Below are 25,371 nucleotides of genomic sequence, written 5' to 3' on the forward strand. Positions count from 1 at the left end.
AGTAAGATTGACCAACATGAAAAAAATAGGAGGGTTACCATGCGACGAGTAAGCTTAATCGATATATTTACACATCCTATTGCACAAAAATATTTAACCCGTTCAGGTGTTTCACATGCAATTACAGTTGCCCAATATGCTGTTCAGCTCGCTAATAAGTATGATGTAAATCCTGACCTAGCCGCTAAGGCGGGATTGCTTCATGATATTGGACATTATGAATGGTATACCAATGGAGAATGGGATTATGATGCTTATGTCAAAAATGATATCCATGCGATTAAAGGTGCTGAGCGTGCTCATAAGCTCTTAATCAGGCTTGGAGAGGACCGGAAATATGCCAAGGAAATTGCTCTTGCGATTCTCCTGCATACGGATTCATATCTACCGGAAAATTCTATGAAGAAAAACACATTACAACAAATTGTTCGACTGGCAGATGAAATGGATGAGGAACCATTTGGTAAACATCATTACCGCAAGATGAAGTATGAGGATGCTTTTAAACAAATAGAACGTTTGGATTATAAGATTGAGCAGATTATGTCTGAATATCGCCAATCTGTTTAGTCCAGCCAATGAAACAGACCCAACAGAGGTCTGTTTTTCAGTATCCAAGTGTTCCGAGGATATGCTGTTGAATGTTTGACTGAAAGAATAACAGAAGATAAGATGAAGATAGCAAAATAAGCAAAGTATAGGAATGTATGTAGATTAATAGGATGAAATAACAAAAAGTTGAAACAATTTTTATTTTGGTACGTATACATTTATATACTTGATCATGCCTTGGTTAATATTGGTTTTTCATGCCTATAATGTTGACGAAAGGCAGAATAAAAACTGGAGGAGAATGTGTGTTAAAATCAAAGGTTCATTTTTGGACATTACAAATTTTATTATTGCTTCTAATTGTCTATGTGGGTACAAAGGTCTCTTTCTTATTTGAGCCAATTATTGTATTTACTTCGACCTTATTCTTTCCTATATTGATTGCCGGGATCTTATTTTTTATTTTTAATCCCCTTGTAAAATTACTCGAAAGAAACAAGGTACCTAGAACATTGGCCATTTTAATACCGTATATTGTGTTTGTTGGGGTTGTAACGGGTATTATTTCTTTCATTGGACCTATTGTTACACAACAGGTATCAGACTTAATCAGTAATTTTCCTACATATGCTAAAGAAATCACGGATTTTATTTTAAGTATGTCTCAATCACACTGGTTCACTTGGTTAATGGAGCAGGAGTATGTGTCATTAAATCAAATCGAACAGACTTTAACTGGTTATGCAACAAGCTTACCAGAAAATATTACTTCAAGCTTTTCCAAATTATTAGGTGTCGTAACAAATATCACGTTAACCATTATTACTGTTCCTTTTATTCTATTTTATATGTTAAAGGATGGTCATAAATTTCCTGGTGAAGCAGTAAAACTATTTCCATCCACATACCGTGGAGAGGGTCTGAAAATCTTAAAAGACTTATACGAAACACTTGCAACGTATATTCAAGGACAGCTGATTGTGTCTTTAGCAGTTGGACTTGGATGTTATATTGGTTATATGATCATTGGTTTAGATTACGCCTTAGTTCTTGGAATCGTAGTGGCGGTTACCAATATTATTCCATATGTAGGACCGTTTATTGGTGCTACACCAGCGGTTGTGATTGCGCTGCTGGACTCTCCTACGAAAGCATTGCTTGCAGCTCTGGTTGTGACCGTCGTACAACAGCTTGATGGGAATCTTTTATCTCCTCTTATTATTGGAAAACGCCTAAACACTCATCCATTAACCATAATATTATTGTTAATAGGAGCAGGCAGTTTTGGCGGAATTATCGGGATGATACTAGCAGTACCTACTTATGCTGTCTTAAAAGCCGTTACATTGAATGTGGTACGCTTGATTAAATTAAGAGCAAAGTCCAGGGAAGATATCATTAGCAGTCATATAAACGAATAGGCAAGAACCCTTCTTTTACCAAACACATACGATGATGTATTGAAATCATTATTCATTTGATAACGGAAGGGGAAAAGGTAATGCCGGCTTTTGTTGGTCCCATTGAATTAAATAGTATCGATAGTTCTGCAGTTTTTAAGGTTGGAGATACGTTTAGCTTATCTCCTAAATCCTCAGATAAGTCCTCTTTAGGATCTGGTGTAGCTAATACTGGAGATTTCACCAATACAGAAAATGTTTTTAATATTACAAATTTTGAAGATAGTGATGTAATAGACCAAACTAACATTTTTAATTTTTAAATCACAAAGAACTGCTTATCTAGTGAATGATGCTTGATAAGCAGTTCTTATTTCTTACTAACAAATTCCTGACAGCTGAAATTCGTTTGGACATCGATTATAATATTTTCATAGAAAGTGGAAAGGATGGCTCGAATGAAAATTAGAAAAGCAAATGTGAAGAACGACAATATTACTATTACAAATGTGTATATTTATGAAAATAAAAAAGAGGAATACAGCTTAATCGCAATACCTGCAATTGAATGGTCTACGACAATTTCCTATGAAGAAAAAAGGGACGAGCTGTACAGTCGTTTAATTACATCATTAGCAAAAAGTACGGAACAAGAGACAGCAGATGAACTAGCCAGAAAAGTACAACAGTGGGTTAGTGAAATGTAATAGCATAACAAAAAAGAGGCTTAAATCAAAAGGCCTCTTTATCTATTCCTAGCTCTAAAAATTTCTCTACTTCACGAATATATTCTTCCCGAGGATATCCATTATAAAGTGTCGAAGATAATCGAACAGGATCTCCAAAAAAATAACGTTCATATTGAGTTTGACGTGTGCCAAAGCTGCTCATTGTTAGGTCCCAGGCAAGTCTAAATAATTTCGATTTTGTCTTGGCATCACAAGCAGATCCCTGACAATAACGGTTAATGTCTGTGGATATGTCAGATGCAAAATCCTCTTCAGATGGAATGGCTACCAAACCACCTGCCCCTATCAACTGTATAATCTCCATCATACGCGGATACAGTTTAGGAAATAAATTAGATGCAACAAATAAAGAATGACTATTTGGTACCATTGTTCCCCATTCATCCATTTTCGCCTCGAGCTCAGAACGATCCAGTAAAGCCTTCATTGTTTCCAACCCAATAATCATCTCACTGATTTTATCTTGTATATGGTGGTATTCTGTAATATTTAATGTCATAACCAATTTCTGTGCTAAACCAAGGATAAATTCGGTTTTTACTATTTGTCTAATAATAACTTGATGAAGAGTATGTGGAGTGAAGCTGCTTCTTGAAAAGAGCTTAAGAGCCAAGTCTTGCCGATGATAAAAAAAGACACGATTCCAAGGAACTAATACTTTATCGAACACAATCATTGTATCCATTTCATGAAAACGAGAAGAAAGTGGATGATTAAAGGTCGATTCATCTTGAATAAAAGAATCACGGCAAATAAATTTTACTCCCTTAGTATCGGTTGGAATACTGAAGCAAAAGGCATATTCATCACTTTGTCCAGTCGGTAAAATTAAGATTTCATCGGTCATGCCGCCCTGTGTAGCCAACATTCTTGCTCCCTGAACAATTAGGCCATCTGCAGTCTTATTCATAATCTTAGTAGCAATGGGGTGAGTCAAGTGTTCTTCATAGCTCTGTGAGCGGTTTACTTGCGGGTTAATAAAGCTATGGGTAAAGGAAAGATCATTTTCGCGAGCTGTTTCATACATCTTCAACAAATTTTTGGAGAACTCTTCATCTTGCTCTTTAAGTAATGAGGCAGAAGAGGCGAAGGTCATCATAACCGTATTTAAGTAATCGGGTGTTCTTCCCATTAGTCCAGCTGTTTTCTTTGCCCATGTCTTTATCATAAATCTTCTGGACTCTAGATCTTCTTTTGACTTTGGTTGTAAGAAAGACAATCCCACTCTTTGTGAGGTAGCAGGTGATGGATATGTCATTTTTGAAACCAGCTCAGGAGAAAGCTGCAAATCATAAAGTGATGCTTTTGCTTGCATAGCTCCCTTATAAGCAGGATGTTGAGATAATATGCCATGTATCTTTTCACCTTTTATCCATATATTTGGCTTCAGTTCATTCATACGGTTTAAGTATTGTTCTCCATCAATAGCAGGCATTAATTTTCACTCCTTACAGTATATGTAACTACTATATGCCAGTAAATTTTGAGGGGTGAGCATACAGAAGGTTAAAAACAATGTTGGAAATTGATGAAGAGTTATTAAAGGAATTGAAAAGGCAATAGTTGAATATTGTTACTAATAATAACAAATAACAAAATGTAAGCGTTTTCTAAATGTTTTAGATTGAAGCTCTATGGAAAAAATATAGCTAATAATCTCTTTACAAGGGTGTGAGAGGTATGCATGAAGAAAACTTTATTAAAGGAATGCTTTGGGCTACGCTACTCAGTATTCCACTGTGGCTATCTTTCTTTGGATGGTTGAAATTGACGCTAACATTTCTTCGTTTTTTATAAAAAATACGAGATTGAACATTTTAGAGATATAGGATAATAGTAGTATATATAAGAAAATATTCATAAATAAATGATTCACTATTTAAAAATCTGTAGTAGAATAGAGTTAATTAGAAATTATTGGTTATGTTGTATGGGGGATCAATGATGGAAGTTTTTGTCGCAAGACAGCCAATTTTTAACTTAAAAGAGGAAGCTATCGCCTACGAGCTTCTATATAGAGGGAGTAATGAAAATGTCTTTCCGGAGATAGATGGTGATCAAGCGACTACAGAAGTAATTATCAATAGTTTCTTGAATATAGGGTTACATGATCTGTCAGAGGGAAAGAGATGTTTTGTTAACTTTACCGAAAGTTTATTAAAATCCAAAGTACCGACTTTTTTTAATCCAGGTTCAATTGTGGTTGAAATATTGGAAAATGTTGCAATAGATGAGGACTTAATTTCCACCTGTAAAGAATTAAAGGAATTAGGCTATACAATTGCTTTAGATGATTTTTTAATACAAGAGCAATCTGACTGCTTTCCAAAACTGATACAGTATATTGATATTATTAAAGTTGATTTTCTTCAAACAACGAAACAGTTTCAAAGAGAAATGGTAAGAAAATATCAGCCGCACAATATTACGCTCCTGGCTGAAAAGGTCGAAACGAGAGATGACTTTTTATTTGCAAAACAGGCAGGTTACTCGTATTTTCAAGGCTATTTTTTTAGTCGTCCTAATATTATTTCCAGTCATGATGTACCTGTTTATCTAAAAACGTATTATCACATATTAGCTGAACTATCAAAAACAGAGCCTGATATAGATGTGATCGCAAATTCCATTGAACAAGATATTTCCATTTCTTACAAATTGCTAAAACTAATTAATTCTCCCGCATTTCGTCCTGTAAATAAAATTGAGTCAATTAAGCAGGCGATCGTTTTATTGGGGTTAAATGAATTAAAAAAGTGGATATATGTATTATCACTTAAGAGTATGAAAGAACCTGATGATCATGACATGCAGGAGGTTATTAAATTATCTTTGGTTCGGGGGAAATTGTGCGAACAAATTGCTCATTATCTTGGGAACTCACATTCAGCTCCTTATATGTTAACAGGCATGTTTTCTTTAATTGATACATTGATGCACAGAAGTATTTCAGAGGTATTAAAAGATTTGCCACTATCAGATGATATACAAGATGCCCTTCTTGGAAAGGAAAACGATTTACATAAGGTATTAGTTTGGTCTATCCAAATCGAAAAAGCGGATTGGGATATCAAAGACTTACCGATTTCTCAAGAAGTAATCAATCATTTTTATTTGAAAGCGATTGAATGGGCTTCAAAATTAATGAAGATGAGTGCCAGTTAGTCTAACGGGCACTCATTTTTTGTTGCTTAGCAAAATTATAAAATTCTTGAACTTTGGATAAGCGCTTTGACATCCAGCTCCAGCGCCTAGCCCCTCTAGGGTCTAGCCACAAATGAATGGAAGACAAAGAAAAGAACGTCTTCTATTCATTTGCGTTTTATTTGCCCGAGCAGATCAAGGCGCTTTCGCTTTTGTTCATTATAGAATAAGAAAAGGAAGGAATTAGACCACTTATGTAGAATTGTACTGGTAGAATGGCAAAAATTGAATGTCCTCAACAATTTGATACTTAAAAGGAGGTCTTGAACACTCTATGCGTAGGCAGCCAACATTTTTTGTACTGGACGATAAGATGGTTGCGGTGTTTTCGGTGGAAAAGGACAATTGTAAAGTAACAATGGAATGCTTGTTTTCAAAGACAGGTATAGAAGATTACACCTTAGAGTATCATGGACCTAATGAAAAGAAAGCTGAATTGATGAATTTAGCAATTGAAGAGGCGCATCATATTTTTGAAACGAACATATTAACGGTATAAAAATAATCTGTAGAGATCTGCATGTTATAAACGTGTGGATCTTTTTTTTGAATCGTACCATCTACCCCCTTATAGTAGGCATACAATGCCGAATAGTATGTTGGTTATCCATAAATGACATAAAACAGGTGAAAAGAACAATAAAGGTAGTGTCGAAAATGTATAATTTGGACTATTGCGTTTCAGTTGCGGTATCACGCATTATGTCTTACGAATTATTTTCGGTGCGTACAGATCGTATTTGAATTAAAATTAATATATGAAAACACGTTAAACTGGTTTGGTTTTGTTACCAATCTATGAGGAGTGTGAAACTGTGAATCAGAAGAAAATCGACGAAATGACTGAGTTATTACTTCGAATTGAAAAAGAGTTAAAAGAATCGAAACAGTCCCTTGAACTACTTAATAAAAGTATTGACAAATATGATAAATATGCATTTTTAAATGTATCTTAAGAAACTTGGCTGATAGCCAGGTTTTTTTTTTATTGACATATTTTGGTCATTGGGGTAAAAATGTATTAGATAATAGGTATAATAGATTCTTTTTCTACTAAAAATAACAGGTATATAGTAATATAAGCATATGGAGGTGATTGGAATAGAAATATCATCTAAGGTAGTGAAACAACAAATGATTAATACCATTACCTCTTGTGTGAATAATACTGAATTAAAGAATCTTTTACTCTCTTTCTTAACGAATAAAGAGGATCTTCCATTTGCACAGTTAACGCTGATCCATTATCAATCTTTTGGTGGAAAAGATGAGGAAATTACACAAGTAGCAGCTGCGGTAGAACTCCTTGTTTTATCTTTTGATATGCTTGATGATCTTGAAGATTTAGATAATGTGGACGAGCCTTGGATGAAAATTGAACATCCAATAGCCCTTAATGCTGCAACAACGTTGTATACATTGAGCAAGCTCGCTGTTTTATCCCTTCAATCTTCGCTTAAGTATCAGATAGTAGAAGCATTCATCAAATTTTCTATTCAAGCAATGGAAGGACAACATGTAGATTTAAAAAACTCCATATTAACTGAGGAAGACTGTTTGGAAGTCATGAAAAACAAGTCCGGTTCATTAATAGCCCTTGCCTCAGTAAGTGGCATGCTGCTTGCCGGCACAAATTCTCCAGCTGTAGAAGAATATTCTTATCAATTAGGTATTGCAGCACAAATCGATAATGATTTTAGAGATCTATTTAATCCACTCAAAAATGATGTATCTTCACAAAAGAAATCACTGGCATATCTATATCTTCAAAAAAAATACAATGATCACGCTATAGAAATTTTAGAAGGCTTCACTAGTGGCATGCCAATCAACGAATACTTTGGCAGCCCGTTAAAACTAAAACAAAAGCTGATAGATGCCGGAGTCGCTCAATACTTAAATGTAATGAAACAAATTGCGATCAGCAAAGCAACCCGGATGATTATGCAATTACCAATTGATCATAATCAAAGTGAGCGTTTAATTGCTCATTTGATCATAAAATTAAATCCCGAAAACAAGGAGAGATAACTATGCAAGAAATCGTAAACTTTCTAGTTGAAAACCCTGATGTATTAGAAAAAGTAGTAAATGGAGAAGCTAGTTTACTAGGTGTAGATTTGGACGATGTTTTAGGATTGATTGAGGGGATTAAGGAAGCAGGGAAGATGTTTAGTACTTTCTGGATATAATGTTTGTGAAGGGTGTTTGTAATGCGAAATAACTTCAACAAGACATTCATATTCTTTGTTATTTTAAGTATGATCTTTTCAATTTACTTAACAACACTGAATATTAACCATCCATATGTTGGAGCGAATGTAAAAATAAATGAAAATAAAGAGATAACTATTACTTTCATTGAACCGAAATCATGGGCTGAAAAGGCAGGTATCCAAAGTGGAGATGTAGTTGTTGAAGTTAATGGTGAAGATCCTATTAAACATAAACCAATTACTGAATTCAATGTCATCGAACAAGTTGAGTCATTTTCACTTGATAGGAATGGAGTAATCAAAGAATATTCAATAAAAAATGAAACTATTTTTAGTACGCAAAGCTTACTTATCATAATTATTCCCTTTACTGTTCTAACTTTATGCCTTTTTTGTAGTTTTTATATTTATAAATCAAATAAAAGGTCAAATCTTAAATCTGCAAATTTATTAAATTTATTTTTATTAATTATTGCAGTAGCATATATAAGTGCCACAGGTTCTTCAAAGGGAGATATAATTAGTAGGTATGTTAATCTTTGCTTATTTTTATTAGTTCCAGTAAGCTATCTTCATTTTTTATATCAATATTTTCTTGAGCTTGGTAAAAAATTATTTAGTATAAATTATATTAAGCTCGGATATAGCATAGTTGGTATTAATCTTGGCTTAGAGATAGCACAGGATATAATTCACTTTAATTTCCAAGTTAATAAGTTTATTAATTTAACCACGTTCTTTATAATGTTAGTTTTGACTTTTGTACTCAAATTTACTGGTTTAAAAAAAATTAAATACTCTGAGCAGGCATATATAGTAAAAGTGCTAATTGTTACAAATGTATTAGCATTTTCACCATTTTTATTATTTTATGTAATCCCTTATATTATTTTTCAAAATTATGTGTTCCCACCGACCCTATTAGCAACATTTTTATTACTTATACCATTTTCACTTGTGTATCAATTTTTGGCAACAAAAATATATGATATTGAATTCTTACTTGGACGAATTAGATATTATTCATTGTTAGCGGTAATCCCGACCTTTGTAATGGTGGGAATTATGCTTACTCTAAAAGAAAAAAATCCAGATTTTTATCAAATTCAGCTCTCAGTAGCTATCTTCTTCTGTCTGATCCTAGTCTTCTACATCAAAGAAATCTTCGACTTCCGTTTTAGGCTTAAGCGATTTTCTGAGAAATACAATTATCAGGATAGTATTTTCAAATATACTCAAAGCATCCGAAAGGCGAGTAATTTAGATCAGGTTATTTCTGAGCTGAAGCAGGTTATTGTTGATGTGTTGCTTGTCAGTAAGGCTTATTTTATTGAAGTTGATAAGCTTAAGAATATTAGATCAATAGATCCACAGGCTAAGGAAGCAGATTATGGGGCATATGTTTCTGAAATCCAAGAAGTTTCTAATGAAATTGGTAAGATTATTGAAGTGGATAAGGGGTTTATTATTAATATAGGTGTAACAGATGATCGAAGCTATGTGTTAGTGTGTTTGTCTATATTAAATACACCGATTTTAACTCGCGATGAAATATCATGGTTAAAGACACTATCCTTTTATACGAATGTTTCATTGGAAAATTTCTTGAAAATTGATGAGTTAATGCAGCATTTACAAAAGGTTGAAACAGAAGGGGAAAATCCAGGCTGGTTAACGAAACTTTTATTTTCAATTGAGGAAAAACAGCGTTCTAACTTAGCGAAGGATTTGCATGACTCTGTCTTACAAGACTTAGTCTCATTAAAAAGGCAGTGTGAATTAGCGCTTGCTGAGGCAAATGACGAAGGATTAAAAAGTCAGTTACAAAACATGAATAGTAGTATGACACGGATTATAAAAACAACAAGAGAAACCTGCCAGGAATTACGTCCTCAGTTGCTTTATGATTTAGGTCTTGTAAAAGCATTAACTAAATTAGTAGCTCAATATCAAGAAATTGTAAACTTTGATATTCGGTTAAATACAGGAAACTTCACAAAAACATTAGATATTGATGCACAGTTGAATATTTATCGAATTGTCCAGGAGTTACTCACAAATGCACATAAGCATTCACAGGCAACCAATGTTCTCATTATTTTAGTTTGTATAAAAGACAAAATCGTTTTTCATTACGAGGATAATGGAGTCGGCTTTGAGCCTAGTGAATTGGAAGATAAAGCAGAGAGTATGGGGCTTTCAGGTATAAGTGAACGGGTTAAGGCGCTTAAGGGCTCTTTTTCTGTTGAAACCTCACTGGGCAATGGTCTAAAATTAGATATTGAAATATAATAGGACTTGGTTAACTACCAAGTCCCTTTTTAAAAGGCTTGAATATAAGGCAATTTGGAATGGAAGGGAAAACCTTCTATTCCAAATTGCCTTAATGTAGCAAATAGGTTTTCTGAAAGGAGTTCTTATGATACACATATTAGTTGTGGATGATCATCCAGCGGTTAGAGAAGGTACGAAAGCAATTTTGGAAGCCGAGGAAGGTGTAAAAGTGGACTGTCTAAATCCGCCTTACACTGAGGAAGCTTTCGAAAAGCTGGATTTTTCACCGTTTGATGTTATTTTAATGGATTTAAACTTAGGTGAAGTTAATGGAATGGAGCTTTCTAAAACGATATTAGAAATGAAACAAACGTGTAAAGTCATCCTTTACACGGGTTATGATGTAGATGATTATTTTGAAGAGGCACTTCGACTAGGTATACATGGTGCAATTAGTAAAACAGAATCCAAGCAAAAGCTACTTACATATATTCGACTTGCAATAGAGGGGGATATTGTTGTACCCTATCAATTTTTTCAAAAGCTGCTCTCACAAAATCAGGTTCATGCTGAGCACTCTGAAGCAATAGAAGAAGTGTTTAATGAGAGGGAGAAAGCCATTCTGCAAGAAGTAGAAAAAGGACTTACAAATCAAGAAATTGCCGATAACCTCCATTTAAGTAAAAGATCAATAGAATACAGTTTAACGTCTATTTTCAACAAATTGAATGTTAGTAGTCGGACAGAAGCAGTATTGATTGCGAAATCCAATGGGGTAATCGATTAATTATTACATACTTTATCCTATCAAAAAGTATAAAATCTTATGGGAATTGGAATTGAAGACAAAGATCTCCTCATTTCAGTTCGCCTTATGCTCGGCGTCTTAAGCTTTTCTAAAATTTTACAAAACCTAAACATAGACTCAACATTGCCGTGATGTTTATCCTTTATGATCTTACTTATACCTTTACGAGTAGAGGAGGTTATGATGGATATTATGGCAGTGTGGCCGGTATTACTTTTAATTTGTGGATATTTTACTTTTGTGGTGTATGTGCTAAGGAAATAAATTAAATGCGAGGCAGGGATTCCAATGGAATTGAATATGAAGAATACATTAATGGAAGCACTGGGAATTGAGTTGATTTCAGTGACAGACAATGAGGTTATAGCAACGATGCCTGTTGATCATCGTACACATCAACCATTCGGTTTGTTACACGGAGGGGCTTCTGTCGCCTTAGCTGAAACTGTGGCAAGTTTTGGTGCTTTTCATTTAATAGATCAGGAAGCAGAGGCTTGTGTTGGCCTTGAAATTAATGCCAATCATATACGTGGAAAGAAATCAGGTATTGTTACTGCTTATGGCAAACCTGTACATCGTGGTAAAACAACGATGGTGTGGGAAGTGAAGATCGTTGATGAAGAAAACGAACTGATATGTCTTTCAAGATGTACAATAGCCATTTTAAAGAGGAATAAATAATTTATAACCTTTCCATAGTTAAACAAAAAAAGTAGACGAGCACATGGCTCATCTACTTTTTTGTTTGGAACGGACTTTGGCTAAATCATCTTGAACACTTTTGTTCCATAAAGGGACTCCTGTATTGTAAGCCGCTCTACTAATTAAATGTCCTGCAACAGGTGCAGTGACGAAGACAAAAATAATCCCTAGTAATACTCTTGAATTCGCATGATGATCAATGAGAATGTAATGGAGAAATAAGCCTAACAGAATACTGATAACTCCTAATGTTGCACTTTTAGATGCTGCGTGATTACGCGTATATACATCAGGAAGTCTAATAACGCCAATTGCTGCTATTAAACTCAAAATGGCTCCTTGAAGAATAAGATAACCTACAATGAATTTACTGATTTCGATCATTCTCGATAATCTCTCCTTTCTCCAAGTATTTAGAAAAGGCAACTGTTCCGATAAATGCCAGTATTCCCAATAAAAGGATAACCTCTACGAACGCACTTGTGTCAAGGACAATGGAGATAATAGCCGTAATACCAATTAAGTTAATTCCGATTGCATCTAAAGCAATAACGCGATCAGGAGTTGAAGGACCTTTCACTAACCGATAAACATATAACAGTGTTGAGAATGCCACGATAATTAGTGAAATGGTCATGATAATCTTAAACATATTAACGGCTCACCTCCTTAATCGCCTTTTCGAACGTATTTTTAATATCAAGCTTTGCTTGCTCAACATCGTCAATATCCATTGCATGAATATATAACGTCTTATTATCCTCAGAAACTTCGAGAACAAGCGTACCAGGTGTTAAAGTAATCAGATTGGATAAAATCGTAATTTCCCAATCCTTTTTCAATTCTGTCTCTAAAGCAAAAATACCCGGACGTAATTCTAGTTTTGGGGATAGAATAACTTTTAACACCGAGATGTTGGATTTAATAAGCTCGATCAGAAAGATACCAAGAAGTCTGATGACCGCTATAATATTTAAAAAATAAAAGCGGTGATCAAAGAAACGTCTTAGAGCAAAGATAATGATAAACCCGAAAAAGTATCCCTTACAAAATGCCAGGGAAGAATAATCATTTGATAGAAACATCCATATAAACGCAAGAAAAACGTTAAGTAAAATTTGAAATGCCATATGCACTACTCCTTCAATACGGCTTGAATATAGATTGATGGATCAAGTAGAGTATCGGCAGCCTGTGAAATATAAGGTGATAAAAATTCTACACCGAAACCATACGCAATTGATAATGCTAAAAGAATTGCAATTGGGAAGAGTAACCCTTTTGGTGATGGTTGTGCAATTGCCTCTTTATTTGGTTCTCCCCAGAATCCATGTATGAAAATCTTCATGACAGAATAGAGAACTAATAAACTTGAAAGTAAAACAACAAATGCAATCGTATATTCACCAGCTTCGAACCCGCCTTGAACAATTTTAAGTTTTCCTACAAATCCGCTTAACGGTGGTATTCCGGCTAGGGCTAAAGCAGCGATAAAGAACATCCAGCCCAATAAAGGATGGCTTGCAATTAAACCACTAAACTTTCGTAAATTACTCGTGCCTGTAATGGCTACAATCGCTCCGACCAGGAAGAATAAGGCTCCTTTAATAATCATATCATGAACAAGATAGTAAACAGATCCTTCAATAGCATTTGGTGTATTTGCCGCAACACCAAAGAGAATGACTCCCACGGCAGTGATGATATTATAGATCACGATTTTCTTTATATCCCAATAGGCAATCGCCCCGATCACTCCAAAAATAATCGTTAATGCGGATAACCATGCAAGAATCTCATGAGTAAAGGTCGGTTCATGATAGAAAATAAGCGTGTAAACACGTGTGATGGAATAAACTCCGACCTTGGTTAGTAATGCTCCAAAAAGTGCAGTTACGACAGCAGGTGGTGCCTGATAGGAACCTGGAAGCCAGAAATATAACGGGAAAATTGCGCCCTTTAGCCCGAAAATAACTAAGAAAAGAATGGCAATGACCGTTAATAACCCTGATTGACCCATTTCAGCAATTCTTACACTTAAATCAGCCATATTTAATGTTCCTGTTAAGGCATAAAGATAAGCTACAGCAATGACGAAAAGGGCAGAAGAGATGACATTCACAAGAATATATTTTATTGATTCTCTAAGTTGATTCTTTGAACTTCCTAAGACGATCAACATATAGGATGACATCAGCATGACTTCAAAGAAAACAAACAGATTAAATATATCACCTGTTAAAAATGCTCCCGTGACACCTAGTAGAAGGAACTGTACACCAGGATAAAAGTAAAATTTTTCTCTCTCAGCAGTTGTTGAGGAGAAAGCAAATAACAGGGAAGTGAAGCCAATGATTGCAGTAGTTAAAACTAATAGGCTAGCATACATATCAGCAACTAGAACAATCCCATAAGGTGGTACCCAGTTTCCAATCTCTAATGTTTGAATGCCGTTTGTATGAACAGTTTGAACGATAATAGCCGCAACGATCACACTAGCTAAGGATGCAATAGTGCTTAGCCATTTTTGAATTTTAATGTTTTTATTGAAAAAGATTAGAATAATCCCCATCAGTAATGGGATGACAATAGGTAAAATAATTAAGTTATTCATATTGATCATTTCCCCTTAGTTGATCCATATCATCTGTTCCTAATTCCTGATATGAGCGATATGCAAGAACAAGGAAAAATGAAGTTACCCCAAAGCTAATAACGATTGCAGTTAAAATCAACGCTTGTGGAAGTGGATCAACATAGACTTCTGCATGTTCTCCGAGCAGCGGTGCAGCTCCCTTTTTCAAACCGCCCATTGTTAAGATGAGTAAATGGGCTCCATGACTAAGTAAACCTGTACCGATAATAATTCGTAATAAGCTTTTTGATAACATTAAATAAACAGCAGCAGAAAATAAAATACCGACAACAATAGACATTAATATTTCCATTATTCCGTCTCTCCTATCGTTTGAATAATGGTCATCGTTACACCAATAACAACAAGATATACACCTAGATCGAATAAAACAGCTGTGGCTAATGCTGTTTCTCCCAAAAATGGTAATTCAACATAGCTGAATGTATGAGTTAGAAATGGTACCTTAAAGAAGAATGACCCAATCCCAGTGAGAACAGCTATGAGCAGCCCCGTAGCAGTCAGCTTTATATAATCAAGCTGTAACGTATTTACAACGGTCTTGATATCAAATGCCAATAGTAAAAGAACTAAAGCTCCTGCTGTCATTAATCCACCAATAAAACCTCCACCAGGTGTATAGTGTCCGGAAAAGAAGAGGTGTAAGGAGTAGAGGATGATGATAAACACAATAACCTTTGTAGCTGTTTGAAAGATCACATCATTTGTTTTAATGTTTTTCTTCATCCTTCTTCCCCCTTTCTGACTTTTAAGCGAATCATTCCAAAAATGCCTAGAGCAGCAATTCCTAATACGGTTATTTCAAATAATGTATCAAAGCCTCTAAAATCTACAAGAATCACGTTAACCATATTTTTTCCGCCTGCAAGCTTGTAGCTATTTTCAACAAAGTAAGTTGAAATAGTTTCAGTTACACGTTGACTGTTTGCAGCTAATGCAAGAAGTGTAACAATTGATCCAACACCTAATGAAATAATAAGATTTGTTAGTTTGAAATTCAGTTTCTTTTCTTTTTTCTTAAATTCCGGTAAATGATAAAAGCAAAGCAAGAATAAAGCTACAGAAACTGTTTCTACGCAAAGTTGTGTTAATGCAAGGTCAGGTGCTCTAAATAATACAAAGAACAGGGATAATGAATATCCGACAGATCCTAACGCAATGATTGCTGTTAATCGTGACTTAGAGAATAAAACAGTAACTGTACCAATTATCATGACGATGGCAAGCACAGCTTCATATATTCCAACTGGTGCTGTATTGGCTAATGAAAAGGAAAACCCACCGGTTAGAGCAAGGGAAGTTCCTAATATTAAAATAAAGAACGTAAATATATAAGCCAGATAATCTCTGATAAATCCTGTCATGTAAAATCTTGTTAGACGGAAAGAGGATTTATCCAGCTGAACCAGTGCTGCGTCATATCCTTTGTTAAGTGTAAGCTTTTTTGGGAACAGGCCATATACGGATCTCCATTTTGTAAGAGATAAATAGCCAATAACTCCTAAAACAATGACACCAATTGTCATAAACAGCTCAACCGTAAACCCGTGCCAAGGATAAATATGAACATGAAAATGTCCTTCTTCTCCTAATAATGCAGGTATAACAGAAGCCATCGCAGGTTCAATAATGGTATAAGCTAAGATATTAGGGAAGAAGAAGAAAATGATCACTAGTGAAGCTAAGATGATTGGCGAAATAAGCATACCAATTGGTGCTTCATGTGGTTTCTTCTCTAGTTTTTCCGGTTGATATTTCCCTGTAAATGTTTTGAAAACTAATACCATGCTGTAAATAAAGGTAAAGACACTTCCAACCCAAGCGATAATCGGGAAAAGAAGACCAATGGTTTCAATATTAAATACATCCATTTCAAGTACTCGTATCATACTTGTGAAGAACATTTCTTTACTCAAAAATCCGTTAAATGGAGGTAAACCGGCCATTGAAAAAGCTCCGATAATCGAAATGGTAAAAGTTATCGGCATTAGACTCATTAAACCACCAAGTTTTCGAATATCACGTGTACCTGTTTCATGATCAATAATGCCGACAACCATAAACAAACTTCCTTTAAAGGTAGCATGATTGATTAAATGGAAGATTGCAGCTAACGTGGCTACTGTATAGTAGCTGTTATCGATAGAATCAAGTACAAGTGCAGCAGATCCAATTCCAAACATGGACATGATCATACCTAATTGACTAACAGTTGAAAAAGCTAATATTCCTTTAAGGTCGGTTTGTTTTACCGCATTAAAGGATCCCCAGAACATCGTGAAAATTCCAAAGGATGACACAATCCAAAACCATTCAGGTGTACCAGCGAATACAGGGCTAAAACGGGCGACTAGATAAATCCCTGCTTTTACCATTGTTGCTGAGTGGAGGTAGGCACTGACTGGCGTTGGTGCCTCCATCGCATCTGGTAACCAAATATAGAACGGGAACTGAGCTGACTTTGTAAATGCCCCGAAAAGTACAAGAATGAGTGCAGGTACAAATAATGTATGATCTGTTATTTGTGGTACCTGACTAATTATGTCTCTAATGCTGAAGGTATTTGTCATGATGTAAAGCATGATGAAACCACCAAGCATGAGTAGTCCGCCAAAAATGGTGATGATCATCGATTTTTGTGCACCGTAACGTGATTTTTCTCGATTGTACCAATACCCAATGAGTAGGAAAGAAGAAAGAGAAGTTATCTCCCAGAACGTGTAAAGTACAATTAAGTTATCAGATAAGACAACCCCAAGCATTGCTCCCATGAACAATAACAAATACACATAGAAGGTGTTTAATTGTTCTTTATCTTTTGAAAGGTAGTAAATTGAATAAAGAACAACTAACGCACCTATACCCGAAATTAATAAGGCAAATAATAGTCCCAGACCATCTATGTATGCTGTAAAGTTAATACCGAGAGAAGGGATCCATTCCATCGTTTGGCGAATGGTGTGTCCGTGCATAGTATCTTCAATAAATTGTATAAAGTATGTGAAGAGTATGACTGGTAAAACCAGCACAAACCAGCCTGTATGTATTTGACGGAAAAACTTATACAGGAACGGAATCAAGATGGCGAGCAAAAAGGGCGATAAGATGGCCACATGTAATAACGTCATTTTTTAACCTCCTTACAGTATTCATTATTTCATCTGGTTTTTCAGTTAAGAAAAGCGCAAGCGCCCTGATCAGCCTTGGGCAAATTGACTAGACCCTAGAGGCAGTTACTTACGCGACGTCTTGTCGCTGTATCTGCACTTGCACCTCCTGTGCGATCTAAGGCCAGACGCTAGATCTAGACACCTACATTAAGTACAAAATTTTATACATTCTTATCAGTTAAAAAGAAAAAATCGTACTTAACATCTACTGATTTATTATGTTCCAGATTGTGGACAACTATGAAATGATAGCAAAATTTGCTCATTTCAGGTTCATATGAACATAAAAATGATAACAAATTTCTGCTGACTTGTATATTATAAAAGTCCAAAGAGCATCCTAAACTTGAGGTGATTCCATGCACAAAATAAAGATTTTTGTCGCAGGGTGCTTATTTTCATCCTTGTTCAGTGGTGCTTGGTACGTGAACGAAAAAGTAAAAAGAGAATATGTAGAAACTGTTTCATTTGACGATTCCGCCATTCGGTTAACGAATACAGAAACACCTATTGAAAAATTAACAGAGGAAGCGAATGTCTTTGAAAAGTTTCGACCACGGGAATATGTTCGTGTGGTAATTCGTTAACAGGATGTTTGAGGTAAATACATCCTGTTTTCGTATGTGTGTCACTAGATTTGTGATGAAGTCCATCATAGCCTTGTCAAAACCTTTCCTCTACTTCATAATTAAGTAGATCTGATCATTTTATAGAGTAAGGAATTTGACCATGAAAAACACATACTTTACAAGTTATTTCCCACTTATAACGATTTTACTTTTTAGTGCTTCTCTTTCCATTTCGACAGTCATGATTGTCATTGATTATTTACAGACATTTGGCATTTATGATGGAATGCTTGAGTTTTTCTCAAATAATGGAATAAAACTGGCTTTGTTTATTCTTTTTGCTCTTTTGTATTTTATGGTTTTTTCGGCATTAAAACTTATAGCGAACACTGTAACAGAGCTTTCACTGTTGTTTTTTTCGAAAGATGTAGCAGGGGAGAACTTAACGAAAATTAGAGGTGGATCAGCTATTTATTTAGTAGGTGGCACTTTATCTTTAATTGCCGTGCAGTATCCAATCTTTATTATTGCGATTTTTCTGCTTTCAACAATTGGTTATTTCATCTATATCGTTTATAAGATAAGTCAGACTCTGACATCTTTTTCATTAGTAGGGTTGGTCTTATTTCATGTTCTTTTTTGGTTTATCTTTATATTAGGAACCTTATACATTTGTTTTAGGCTTTATAATAGTATTATGGCTAGCCTACCTGTATAAAAAAGATGGCCTTTGACTAATGTCAAAGGCTATCTTTTTTATTGTAAAAATCGATTTCTAACTTCTTTACTCGGGATCATACATTGCTCTTTTTGACCGAACCATTTATAGCGATTTTTTGCAACAAGATCATACATGGTATCACGTAGTGGTCTTGGTGTCAGTTTTAGCATAATCGCTAAAAGTTTCCATTTACCGCCTAACTGACGGCATATTTCTCTCACGGCCGTTGATTTTGTAAAGGAATGTTGACCGTGTATAAAGACCAAACTGTTTAAATCAGTTGTTGAAAGTTGATGTTCACGTAACAATTCTTGCCCTTTGTTCGACTGCAGAGCAGCGAATTTTATGATTCCTTTATGATCATGGCGAATTAAAAATTGAACAGATCGATCACAAAAATGACATACTCCATCAAAAAGCAATATAGAGGTATTATGGTTATTCACTAACTTAAACCCTCCTTTTAGTAGAATGAGTTATTTCATCATCTCTTTCCATATAAGTTGTTGAGGTGATTGGGTATACATTCTTTCAATATTAGCAGGCTGATCTTTTCCAACCCAAACTGCCCCTGTATAGGTTTCTGTCAGACCGGCAAACCAAAGATCATAATAATTGTTAGAAGTACCTGTTTTTCCTCCGATATAATCACTTGGGAAGTATGCCTTTTGCCCTGTGCCACTTTTTACAACAGCTGACAGTAATGAAAGCATTTGTGTATTGGTTGATTCCTTCCATACACGTGTAGGCTCTTCCTTCCACTCATAGAGGGTTTGCCCATTTAAATCAGTTACTTTGGTAATCGCATGGTTTTGATAAAAGAACCCTTTATTACCAAAGGTTGTGTAAGCATTTGTCAATTCTAGTGGTGATACACCAATGCTTACACCACCAATTGCAGCTGGAAGCTGATGGTCGCTATTTGAGATGTTGGCAAACTGAAAAGGATCCAAGTAAGAAAATCCTTTTTCAATTCCTATTTGATCGAGCATCCGAACAGCTGCCGTATTATAGGAGTATTTAAGTGCTGTCTCCAATGTGACCTTTCCATAATTTTTACCACTATAATTTTCCGGGCACCAGTCATCTTTACAAAATTCACCTGCATCAACTTTTGAGGTAGCTGTTGCACCGGTAATATCAATGTAGGGAGCATAATCCAATAAGGGTTTTATTGCTGAACCAGGTTGTCTGTAAGCTTGATATGCCCTGTTAAAAGAATATTTTTCATAATTTTTACCACCGGATAACGCAACAATTTTGTGTGTTTTATGATTAATGACTGCAGCTGATCCTTGTATATTATTTGATGGAATATACTGTTCTATTGCACGTACTAATGTATTTTGACGCTCAGTTTCCAATGCTGTATGGATAATAACACCTTTGCTTAGAACTTGATTCACTTTTTCATTTAGTTGCTTTTCAAGTGTATCGTTATTTTTCGATGATTCTGCTTGTTGAGCAAAGCCTTCTTTTTCAGCGATTAATTGTTTTAACTCGTGATGAACATATGTCACATAGTCGGCATTAGTATCTGTCCGGGTTTTTATGGAAAGGTTGATAGAATCTTTCATAGCATCCTGCAGTTCATCACTTGAAATAGAACCATGTTCATATAGAATCTGAAGCAATCTTTCCTGCCGCTCTTTCGTTGCATGAAAGTTTTTTACCGGGTCGTACATTGTCGGGTTATTTGGTATAGCACTAATAAAGACAAGCTCAGCCAAACTTAATTCTTGAATTTGTTTATTAAAATAATAACTGGAAGCGGACCCGATTCCATATGTTCCATTTCCGAAGTATATGGCATTTAAGTAGGCTTCTAAGATCTGTTCTTTTGTGAAGTTTTTTTCCAGTTGATAGGAATATAAAAGCTCACTTAATTTACGGTTATAAGATTGTTCGTGTGATAAATAAACATTCCGCGCTAATTGTTGGGTAATGGTACTCCCACCCTGCTCAACCGATTGAGACTGGGAATTAATTAAAACTGCCCTAAGCATACCTGCTGCATCGAATCCGATATGTTCGAAAAAACGCTTATCTTCTGATTCGATGTATACTGTTTTGACAACATCAGGTATATCTTCATATGAAAGATATGTTCGGTTTTGTTGATCGGTAACAATCTCTGATATTAGGCGACCCTCATGATCAAAGATATAGCTGTTTTCAACGAGTTGGACAGAGTCGATAGGGATTTTTTCATCTAATACCGTTCCCAATCCCTTAACTGCCTGAGATTCTTTTCCTGCTATAAATCCGCAAAGGAGGAAAATGGGAACCATGATAAAGATACAAATCCAGCCAAATAATCTCCGCATACATTCACTTTCTTTCTATATTAGTAGACAAGGCTTTTTAAGGTCATTAGTTCTATTGTACATGATTTCCTTAAAAATAAGCGTATTGATTGTGTATGTTCTAAAAAAATTATACCTAACAATCCTACCAGTTGAATATATTTAAAATGAATCGTCCACCTTAAATACTTACTATAAAAAAATAGTCAAGGGATATTTCATTATTTTTCGGAAAATTGAAGTTCTTTCTCGCGCTTCGGTGATATAATGAAACTAACAAACTATTTCTTAGTAAAGGAGGAGTGAAACAGATTGGAGGGACAAGAGCAATTACTATTTATTGATTTTGAATTTACAATGCCAGAAGGAAAATCCAACCCAAAGGGGTTCTATCCTGAAATTATTGAAGTGGGTATTGTTTCTGTAAAAAACCAAAAGATTGAAGAGCAATTCTCCTCATACGTAAAACCAAACCAATTCCCCATTTTGAGTGAACGATGTAAAACCTTTCTGCAAATTTCACAGAAAAAAATAGACCAGGGTATGACGTTTACTGAACTATTAAGTATTTTATCTAATTATAATCAAAAAGCCCCTACAACCGTTATTACGTGGGGGAATATGGATATGAAAGTATTAAGACATAATTGTGAAATGAATAAAATAGAATTCCCGTTCACGGGTAAATTTAGAGATCTATCAATGGAATATAAAAAGTTCTTTGGAGATCGTAATCAAACCGGTTTATGGAAGGCGGTTGAAGAATACGGAAAGAAAGCTACTGGAAAACATCATCGTGCACTGGATGATGCTCTAACTACCTATAACTTATTCAAGTTAGTTGAGGATGATAAGCGTTATTTACAAAAACCGACTCCACCTACAATCGGAGATCGAATCGATTTATCAGAGGTTTTAAATAAATATGCAACATAACTTTATCAATGGAAGTAAACAAAGAAAAAAAGCTCAATAACAATATTGGATGAAGTGTGGAGTAATATTGTTATTGAGTAAAGCATTTACGATTATTTTGGGAAGTATTCTTTTTCCAATACAAGTAGTCTGTTTAACGACTGTTTTGCCCACTCAGTGTTCATTTCTTCTAATTCCTGTTTCATGGCTATCACAGCTTTCTGTAAAGACTGATGATAATCAGGCACATTTCCATCAAAAGATTTAACCATCTGCTTTGGTACATTTGTTTGTTCATTAAAAGCTAAAGCTCGTCGTTCATGAAACATTTGGACATCCACCTGTTTCGGATTATGTAAATCTCCTTGTTGAGGATGCTTAATAACTGCTTTTACTTGGACTAAGTAATGCATTTGGCGAATGTCCGTAACGACTCCGATATATTTTCCGGTTTTATAAATCCCTGTTACAACATCTCCAATTTTCTTTTCTTCCACCATGTTTACCCCCTTAAACTATACTTCATATAAAAGATCTATTCTCTGTCTATACTACCATTTATTTCGGTAAGTCGGTATTCCGACGCAATTGTGAACGTTTTGTTTTATCTGCTTTTGCAAACTAGTGAAAATCAAAAAATCTTGCTATAGTAGGACAAAGAGAGGGAGTGAATAAATTGAATTATCTAAACCCTATAATAGGATTGTTCTTATATTTCCCGGAGGATAAAACGGAATATATTCCAGCAGCTATTACAATGGTCATCTTTACAATTGCAGCGTTTTTTGCTTTCCGTTTTATATTAAAAGTTTCAAAAAAAGAAGAAGACAAAGTGGATAACTTAATGAAGGAAGGCAAACAGTCAAAAGAAAAGTGAGTATCTAATCTGTTTTTGCAATCGCTCTCAGTTTTGTGTTCATGAATAGTATAAAAACAGACTGTAAAGCGAAAAATACCCTTTAGCCAATACTTTTGTTGGAGGGTATGATGAAGCATATAACTTTTTTTGCTATTGTGTTTCTTTCTGTATTAACCGGTTGTATGGAAAAGGAAATCACGAAAATGGATGTTGAAATGTTTAATACTAGCGGTGATTCTTTAGGAACAATTAAAGTATCAGAGCAGTCAAAGGGTGTCGAACTGGACGTTATGCTGGAGGGATTGCCGGATGGAGAGCTAGGAATTCACATACATGAAAAAGGGACATGTGAAGCTCCCGAGTTTAAATCTGCTGGAAATCATTTTAACCCTGATGAAAAGCAACACGGATTACTTCATCCCGAAGGAGCACACGCAGGGGATCTGCCAAACATCATTTCGGAAAATGGGAAAGCTGAAGCAACATTAATGGCACCTCAGCTAACGTTAAAGGCTGACAAAAAAAACTTCCTGCTCCGTCAAGAAGGGACGTCTATTGTCATAACAGATGGTAAAGACGACGGGATGTCACAACCAGCAGGTAATTCCGGACAGAGAATCGCATGTGGTGAAATTACTGAAAAAGAGGCAGAACGTAGCGATAAGAAGGAAGTTAAGCCTGAAGAGGAAGAGGAATAAATAAAAAAGGATGATTAATCATCATCCTTTTTTGTGTATAAAGTATGTATTATAACAAAAAAAATATTTTTTATTTTTCTACCCTAAATTTTGGTGTACCTCAAATGGATGTGTGGTGCTTTTGTTGACATAGAAGGGCAATCGAACAACGGCAATTGTTCCTTTGTCTAGTTCACTTGAATACTTAACAGATCCTCCATGACTGTTTATGATGCTGTAGGTAACAGTTAATCCGAGACCAGTCCCATTTTCTTTAAGAGAATAATAAGGCTCTCCTAACCGTTCGATTTGTTCTTTTGTCATTCCAACCCCATTATCCGAAATCTTAATATAAATAAGTTCTTCCTTCACTTCAGCTTTAATAGATACAATACCGTTGATGCTTGGAACAGCTTCAATAGAATTTTTAATAATATTTATAAATACTTGTTTTAATTTTGAACGGTCACCAAAGACATACAAGTTCTTTTCGACGTCACAGTTGAATCGAACCGTTTTGAAATTAGCATACGAAGTCATTAAAACCGTAATTTCATTTAGAGTATCAGTTAGGTTAATTTTCTCCTTTTGAACCTTGTGTTGACCAGCCATTCCAAGATAGTCTGTAATAATGGATTGAGCTCGGTCTAATTCGGCAAGAACGAGATTCATATATTCCTTTCGCTGACTATCTGTACTATCGGTTGAGTTTCCGATTAGCTGGACGAAGCCTCGAACAACAGTCAGTGGATTTCTGACTTCATGGGCAACACTTGCGGCAAGCTCACTCACTATGGATAGCTTTTCTGCTTTCACTAACTCTAATCGTAAAACAGCTGTTGCTCTCATATATTCAATTAGGTAAACGGATAAGGCTAACATTAAGGTTAAAATAAAAATGGATATTCCGACAAGGAAAATTTGATGAAAATGAATCGGTTCAGGCTTTGAAACGCTTACAAACAAAAATACTGCTAAGGAGAAACTAAAAATACTTGCGCCATAAAGCAGTGTGTATATGAATTTTTTCTTTAAGGTATATGTAAGCCAACGGTTCCGAATGGATAGTGAAATGATACCATAGACAAGTATGCTAATACCCAGGTAAAACAGACCGTATTCATATGGATATACAAAATAAGTTATTGTTGATAGAAGAGTGATAAAGCCGGAAATATAGCCGCCGTATACAAAACTAATAAATAATGGGATTGTATGCAAATTGAAATATAAACCATCAATCATTTCAATTGGAGCAATAATGCAAAGTATGGATGAAATCATACACCCAATTGTGATCAAAGGTATATTCGTTTTCAATGCATTAAGATCATTCCTGCTTAACCAAAACAGATGAAAGATAAAAATTGGTAAAATAACAAATGTAGTTTGTAGGATGATATCTTTTACGAGATCCATTATTAGTCACCTTTAGTTAGTAAAAGTATTTTCTGTCTAATTATACCATCACTTGAAGGGGATTTGTTTAAATTTTTAATACTTTAAGAAAGTTAAGCTATATGAAAGGATCAAAGTATAAGAATAAACATCGACTCCCCCCATTCTTGGCAGTAAGGATGTTTTCCAAAATGA

The 25,371-nt window shown here is 35.1% G+C and carries 29 protein-coding genes; 17 read left to right on the forward strand and 12 right to left on the reverse strand.

Going from position 1 to position 25,371, the window contains the following annotated elements; genetic code table 11:
* Positions 1 to 39 precede the first annotated feature (39 nt).
* The 4 genes from LC095_RS16255 to LC095_RS16270 all read left to right on the forward strand — a co-directional run bounded on the left by LC095_RS16255 (position 40) and on the right by LC095_RS16270 (position 2,659).
* On the forward strand, positions 40 to 570 hold the full coding sequence (locus tag LC095_RS16255; RefSeq protein ID WP_026559006.1) for an HD domain-containing protein: 531 nt from the start codon (positions 40 to 42) through the stop codon (positions 568 to 570).
* 287 nt (positions 571 to 857) lie between these two features.
* On the forward strand, positions 858 to 1,973 hold the full coding sequence (locus LC095_RS16260; RefSeq protein ID WP_226529136.1) for an AI-2E family transporter: 1,116 nt from the start codon (positions 858 to 860) through the stop codon (positions 1,971 to 1,973).
* Between the two features lie 80 nt (positions 1,974 to 2,053).
* The gene (locus LC095_RS16265; protein ID WP_226529137.1) at positions 2,054 to 2,275 is read left to right on the forward strand and encodes a spore germination protein; all 222 of its coding nucleotides are present in this window, start codon (positions 2,054 to 2,056) and stop codon (positions 2,273 to 2,275) included.
* Positions 2,276 to 2,410: 135 nt separating this feature from the next.
* Positions 2,411 to 2,659 (forward strand): YueH family protein, encoded by a 249-nt coding sequence (locus LC095_RS16270; protein ID WP_226529138.1) that lies wholly within the window; start codon positions 2,411 to 2,413, stop codon positions 2,657 to 2,659.
* 25 nt (positions 2,660 to 2,684) lie between these two features.
* Here LC095_RS16270 and hpaB read toward each other — a convergent pair whose 3' ends face one another.
* Positions 2,685 to 4,136 carry a 4-hydroxyphenylacetate 3-monooxygenase, oxygenase component gene (gene hpaB, locus LC095_RS16275; protein WP_226529139.1) on the reverse strand — a complete coding sequence of 484 codons (1,452 nt, stop codon included), beginning with the start codon at positions 4,134 to 4,136 and terminating at the stop codon, positions 2,685 to 2,687.
* A gap of 509 nt (positions 4,137 to 4,645) precedes the next feature.
* Between hpaB and LC095_RS16280 the strand changes: the two genes are divergently transcribed.
* The 8 genes from LC095_RS16280 to LC095_RS16315 all read left to right on the forward strand — a co-directional run bounded on the left by LC095_RS16280 (position 4,646) and on the right by LC095_RS16315 (position 11,884).
* Positions 4,646 to 5,866 carry an EAL and HDOD domain-containing protein gene (locus LC095_RS16280; protein WP_226529140.1) on the forward strand — a complete coding sequence of 407 codons (1,221 nt, stop codon included), beginning with the start codon at positions 4,646 to 4,648 and terminating at the stop codon, positions 5,864 to 5,866.
* Between the two features lie 313 nt (positions 5,867 to 6,179).
* Entirely contained in the window at positions 6,180 to 6,404 is a 225-nt protein-coding gene (locus LC095_RS16285) for a hypothetical protein (RefSeq protein WP_078431266.1), read from the forward strand.
* A 316-nt stretch (positions 6,405 to 6,720) separates the two neighbouring features.
* Positions 6,721 to 6,861: a DegQ family regulator gene (locus LC095_RS16290; protein ID WP_026558999.1), complete on the forward strand. Its 141-nt coding sequence runs from the start codon at positions 6,721 to 6,723 to the stop codon at positions 6,859 to 6,861.
* 136 nt (positions 6,862 to 6,997) lie between these two features.
* Positions 6,998 to 7,936: a polyprenyl synthetase family protein gene (locus tag LC095_RS16295; protein ID WP_226529141.1), complete on the forward strand. Its 939-nt coding sequence runs from the start codon at positions 6,998 to 7,000 to the stop codon at positions 7,934 to 7,936.
* 2 nt (positions 7,937 to 7,938) lie between these two features.
* Positions 7,939 to 8,097 carry a competence pheromone ComX gene (comX, locus tag LC095_RS16300; RefSeq protein ID WP_084042907.1) on the forward strand — a complete coding sequence of 53 codons (159 nt, stop codon included), beginning with the start codon at positions 7,939 to 7,941 and terminating at the stop codon, positions 8,095 to 8,097.
* 69 nt (positions 8,098 to 8,166) lie between these two features.
* Positions 8,167 to 10,413 carry a histidine kinase gene (locus LC095_RS16305; RefSeq protein WP_226529142.1) on the forward strand — a complete coding sequence of 749 codons (2,247 nt, stop codon included), beginning with the start codon at positions 8,167 to 8,169 and terminating at the stop codon, positions 10,411 to 10,413.
* A 127-nt stretch (positions 10,414 to 10,540) separates the two neighbouring features.
* Positions 10,541 to 11,182 carry a response regulator transcription factor gene (locus LC095_RS16310; RefSeq protein WP_078431262.1) on the forward strand — a complete coding sequence of 214 codons (642 nt, stop codon included), beginning with the start codon at positions 10,541 to 10,543 and terminating at the stop codon, positions 11,180 to 11,182.
* A gap of 321 nt (positions 11,183 to 11,503) precedes the next feature.
* The gene (locus tag LC095_RS16315) at positions 11,504 to 11,884 is read left to right on the forward strand and encodes a hotdog fold thioesterase (RefSeq protein ID WP_226529143.1); all 381 of its coding nucleotides are present in this window, start codon (positions 11,504 to 11,506) and stop codon (positions 11,882 to 11,884) included.
* A gap of 48 nt (positions 11,885 to 11,932) precedes the next feature.
* On the opposite strand, the gene mnhG is transcribed toward LC095_RS16315, so the two are convergent.
* Genes mnhG through LC095_RS16350 form a run of 7 tightly spaced genes read right to left on the reverse strand, consistent with a single transcriptional unit; the run spans position 11,933 to position 17,689 of the window.
* A complete protein-coding gene (mnhG, locus tag LC095_RS16320; protein ID WP_216776455.1) occupies positions 11,933 to 12,289 on the reverse strand; it encodes a monovalent cation/H(+) antiporter subunit G in 357 nt (118 codons plus the stop codon).
* The gene (locus LC095_RS16325) at positions 12,273 to 12,557 is read right to left on the reverse strand and encodes a Na(+)/H(+) antiporter subunit F1 (RefSeq protein ID WP_026558993.1); all 285 of its coding nucleotides are present in this window, start codon (positions 12,555 to 12,557) and stop codon (positions 12,273 to 12,275) included. The genes mnhG and LC095_RS16325 overlap by 17 nt, the downstream gene beginning before the upstream one ends.
* 1 nt (position 12,558) lies before the next feature.
* Positions 12,559 to 13,035: a Na+/H+ antiporter subunit E gene (locus LC095_RS16330; RefSeq protein WP_226529144.1), complete on the reverse strand. Its 477-nt coding sequence runs from the start codon at positions 13,033 to 13,035 to the stop codon at positions 12,559 to 12,561.
* A 5-nt stretch (positions 13,036 to 13,040) separates the two neighbouring features.
* Positions 13,041 to 14,519, reverse strand: a complete 1,479-nt coding sequence (locus LC095_RS16335) for a Na+/H+ antiporter subunit D (RefSeq protein WP_226529145.1) — start codon at positions 14,517 to 14,519, stop codon at positions 13,041 to 13,043.
* Complete coding sequence (locus LC095_RS16340) at positions 14,512 to 14,853, reverse strand: Na(+)/H(+) antiporter subunit C (protein WP_026558990.1); 342 nt, start codon at positions 14,851 to 14,853, stop codon at positions 14,512 to 14,514. The genes LC095_RS16335 and LC095_RS16340 overlap by 8 nt, the downstream gene beginning before the upstream one ends.
* Positions 14,853 to 15,275, reverse strand: coding sequence for a Na(+)/H(+) antiporter subunit B (locus tag LC095_RS16345; protein ID WP_078433420.1), 423 nt, complete (start codon positions 15,273 to 15,275; stop codon positions 14,853 to 14,855). Before LC095_RS16345 ends, LC095_RS16340 begins: the two co-directional genes overlap by 1 nt.
* Positions 15,276 to 15,283: 8 nt before the next feature.
* Positions 15,284 to 17,689, reverse strand: a complete 2,406-nt coding sequence (locus LC095_RS16350) for a Na+/H+ antiporter subunit A (protein ID WP_226529146.1) — start codon at positions 17,687 to 17,689, stop codon at positions 15,284 to 15,286.
* 467 nt (positions 17,690 to 18,156) lie between these two features.
* On the opposite strand from LC095_RS16350, the gene LC095_RS16355 reads away from it, so the two are divergent.
* Positions 18,157 to 18,318 carry a hypothetical protein gene (locus LC095_RS16355; protein ID WP_226529147.1) on the forward strand — a complete coding sequence of 54 codons (162 nt, stop codon included), beginning with the start codon at positions 18,157 to 18,159 and terminating at the stop codon, positions 18,316 to 18,318.
* Positions 18,319 to 18,460: 142 nt separating this feature from the next.
* Positions 18,461 to 19,018 (forward strand): DUF5366 family protein, encoded by a 558-nt coding sequence (locus LC095_RS16360; protein ID WP_226529148.1) that lies wholly within the window; start codon positions 18,461 to 18,463, stop codon positions 19,016 to 19,018.
* A 38-nt stretch (positions 19,019 to 19,056) separates the two neighbouring features.
* On the opposite strand, the gene LC095_RS16365 is transcribed toward LC095_RS16360, so the two are convergent.
* Together LC095_RS16365 and LC095_RS16370 are read right to left on the reverse strand one after the other, a co-directional pair.
* Positions 19,057 to 19,467 carry a thiol-disulfide oxidoreductase DCC family protein gene (locus tag LC095_RS16365; RefSeq protein WP_226529149.1) on the reverse strand — a complete coding sequence of 137 codons (411 nt, stop codon included), beginning with the start codon at positions 19,465 to 19,467 and terminating at the stop codon, positions 19,057 to 19,059.
* A 30-nt stretch (positions 19,468 to 19,497) separates the two neighbouring features.
* A complete protein-coding gene (locus tag LC095_RS16370; protein ID WP_226529150.1) occupies positions 19,498 to 21,348 on the reverse strand; it encodes a transglycosylase domain-containing protein in 1,851 nt (616 codons plus the stop codon).
* Between the two features lie 336 nt (positions 21,349 to 21,684).
* Between LC095_RS16370 and kapD the strand changes: the two genes are divergently transcribed.
* Positions 21,685 to 22,263: a 3'-5' exonuclease KapD gene (kapD, locus tag LC095_RS16375; protein WP_413467498.1), complete on the forward strand. Its 579-nt coding sequence runs from the start codon at positions 21,685 to 21,687 to the stop codon at positions 22,261 to 22,263.
* Positions 22,264 to 22,355: 92 nt separating this feature from the next.
* Here the strand turns inward: kapD and LC095_RS16380 are convergent, their stop codons facing one another.
* Positions 22,356 to 22,739, reverse strand: a complete 384-nt coding sequence (locus LC095_RS16380; RefSeq protein ID WP_226529152.1) for a kinase-associated lipoprotein B — start codon at positions 22,737 to 22,739, stop codon at positions 22,356 to 22,358.
* Positions 22,740 to 22,918: 179 nt separating this feature from the next.
* Between LC095_RS16380 and LC095_RS16385 the strand changes: the two genes are divergently transcribed.
* Both LC095_RS16385 and LC095_RS16390 read left to right on the forward strand, forming a co-directional pair.
* Entirely contained in the window at positions 22,919 to 23,119 is a 201-nt protein-coding gene (locus LC095_RS16385; protein ID WP_226529153.1) for a hypothetical protein, read from the forward strand.
* A 110-nt stretch (positions 23,120 to 23,229) separates the two neighbouring features.
* The gene (locus tag LC095_RS16390) at positions 23,230 to 23,799 is read left to right on the forward strand and encodes a superoxide dismutase family protein (RefSeq protein ID WP_413467494.1); all 570 of its coding nucleotides are present in this window, start codon (positions 23,230 to 23,232) and stop codon (positions 23,797 to 23,799) included.
* A 78-nt stretch (positions 23,800 to 23,877) separates the two neighbouring features.
* Here LC095_RS16390 and LC095_RS16395 read toward each other — a convergent pair whose 3' ends face one another.
* Entirely contained in the window at positions 23,878 to 25,197 is a 1,320-nt protein-coding gene (locus tag LC095_RS16395; protein ID WP_226529155.1) for a sensor histidine kinase, read from the reverse strand.
* Positions 25,198 to 25,371 lie beyond the last annotated feature (174 nt).

Source organism: Metabacillus niabensis (genome assembly GCF_020524345.1).
GTDB lineage: Bacteria > Bacillota > Bacilli > Bacillales > Bacillaceae > Metabacillus > Metabacillus niabensis_B.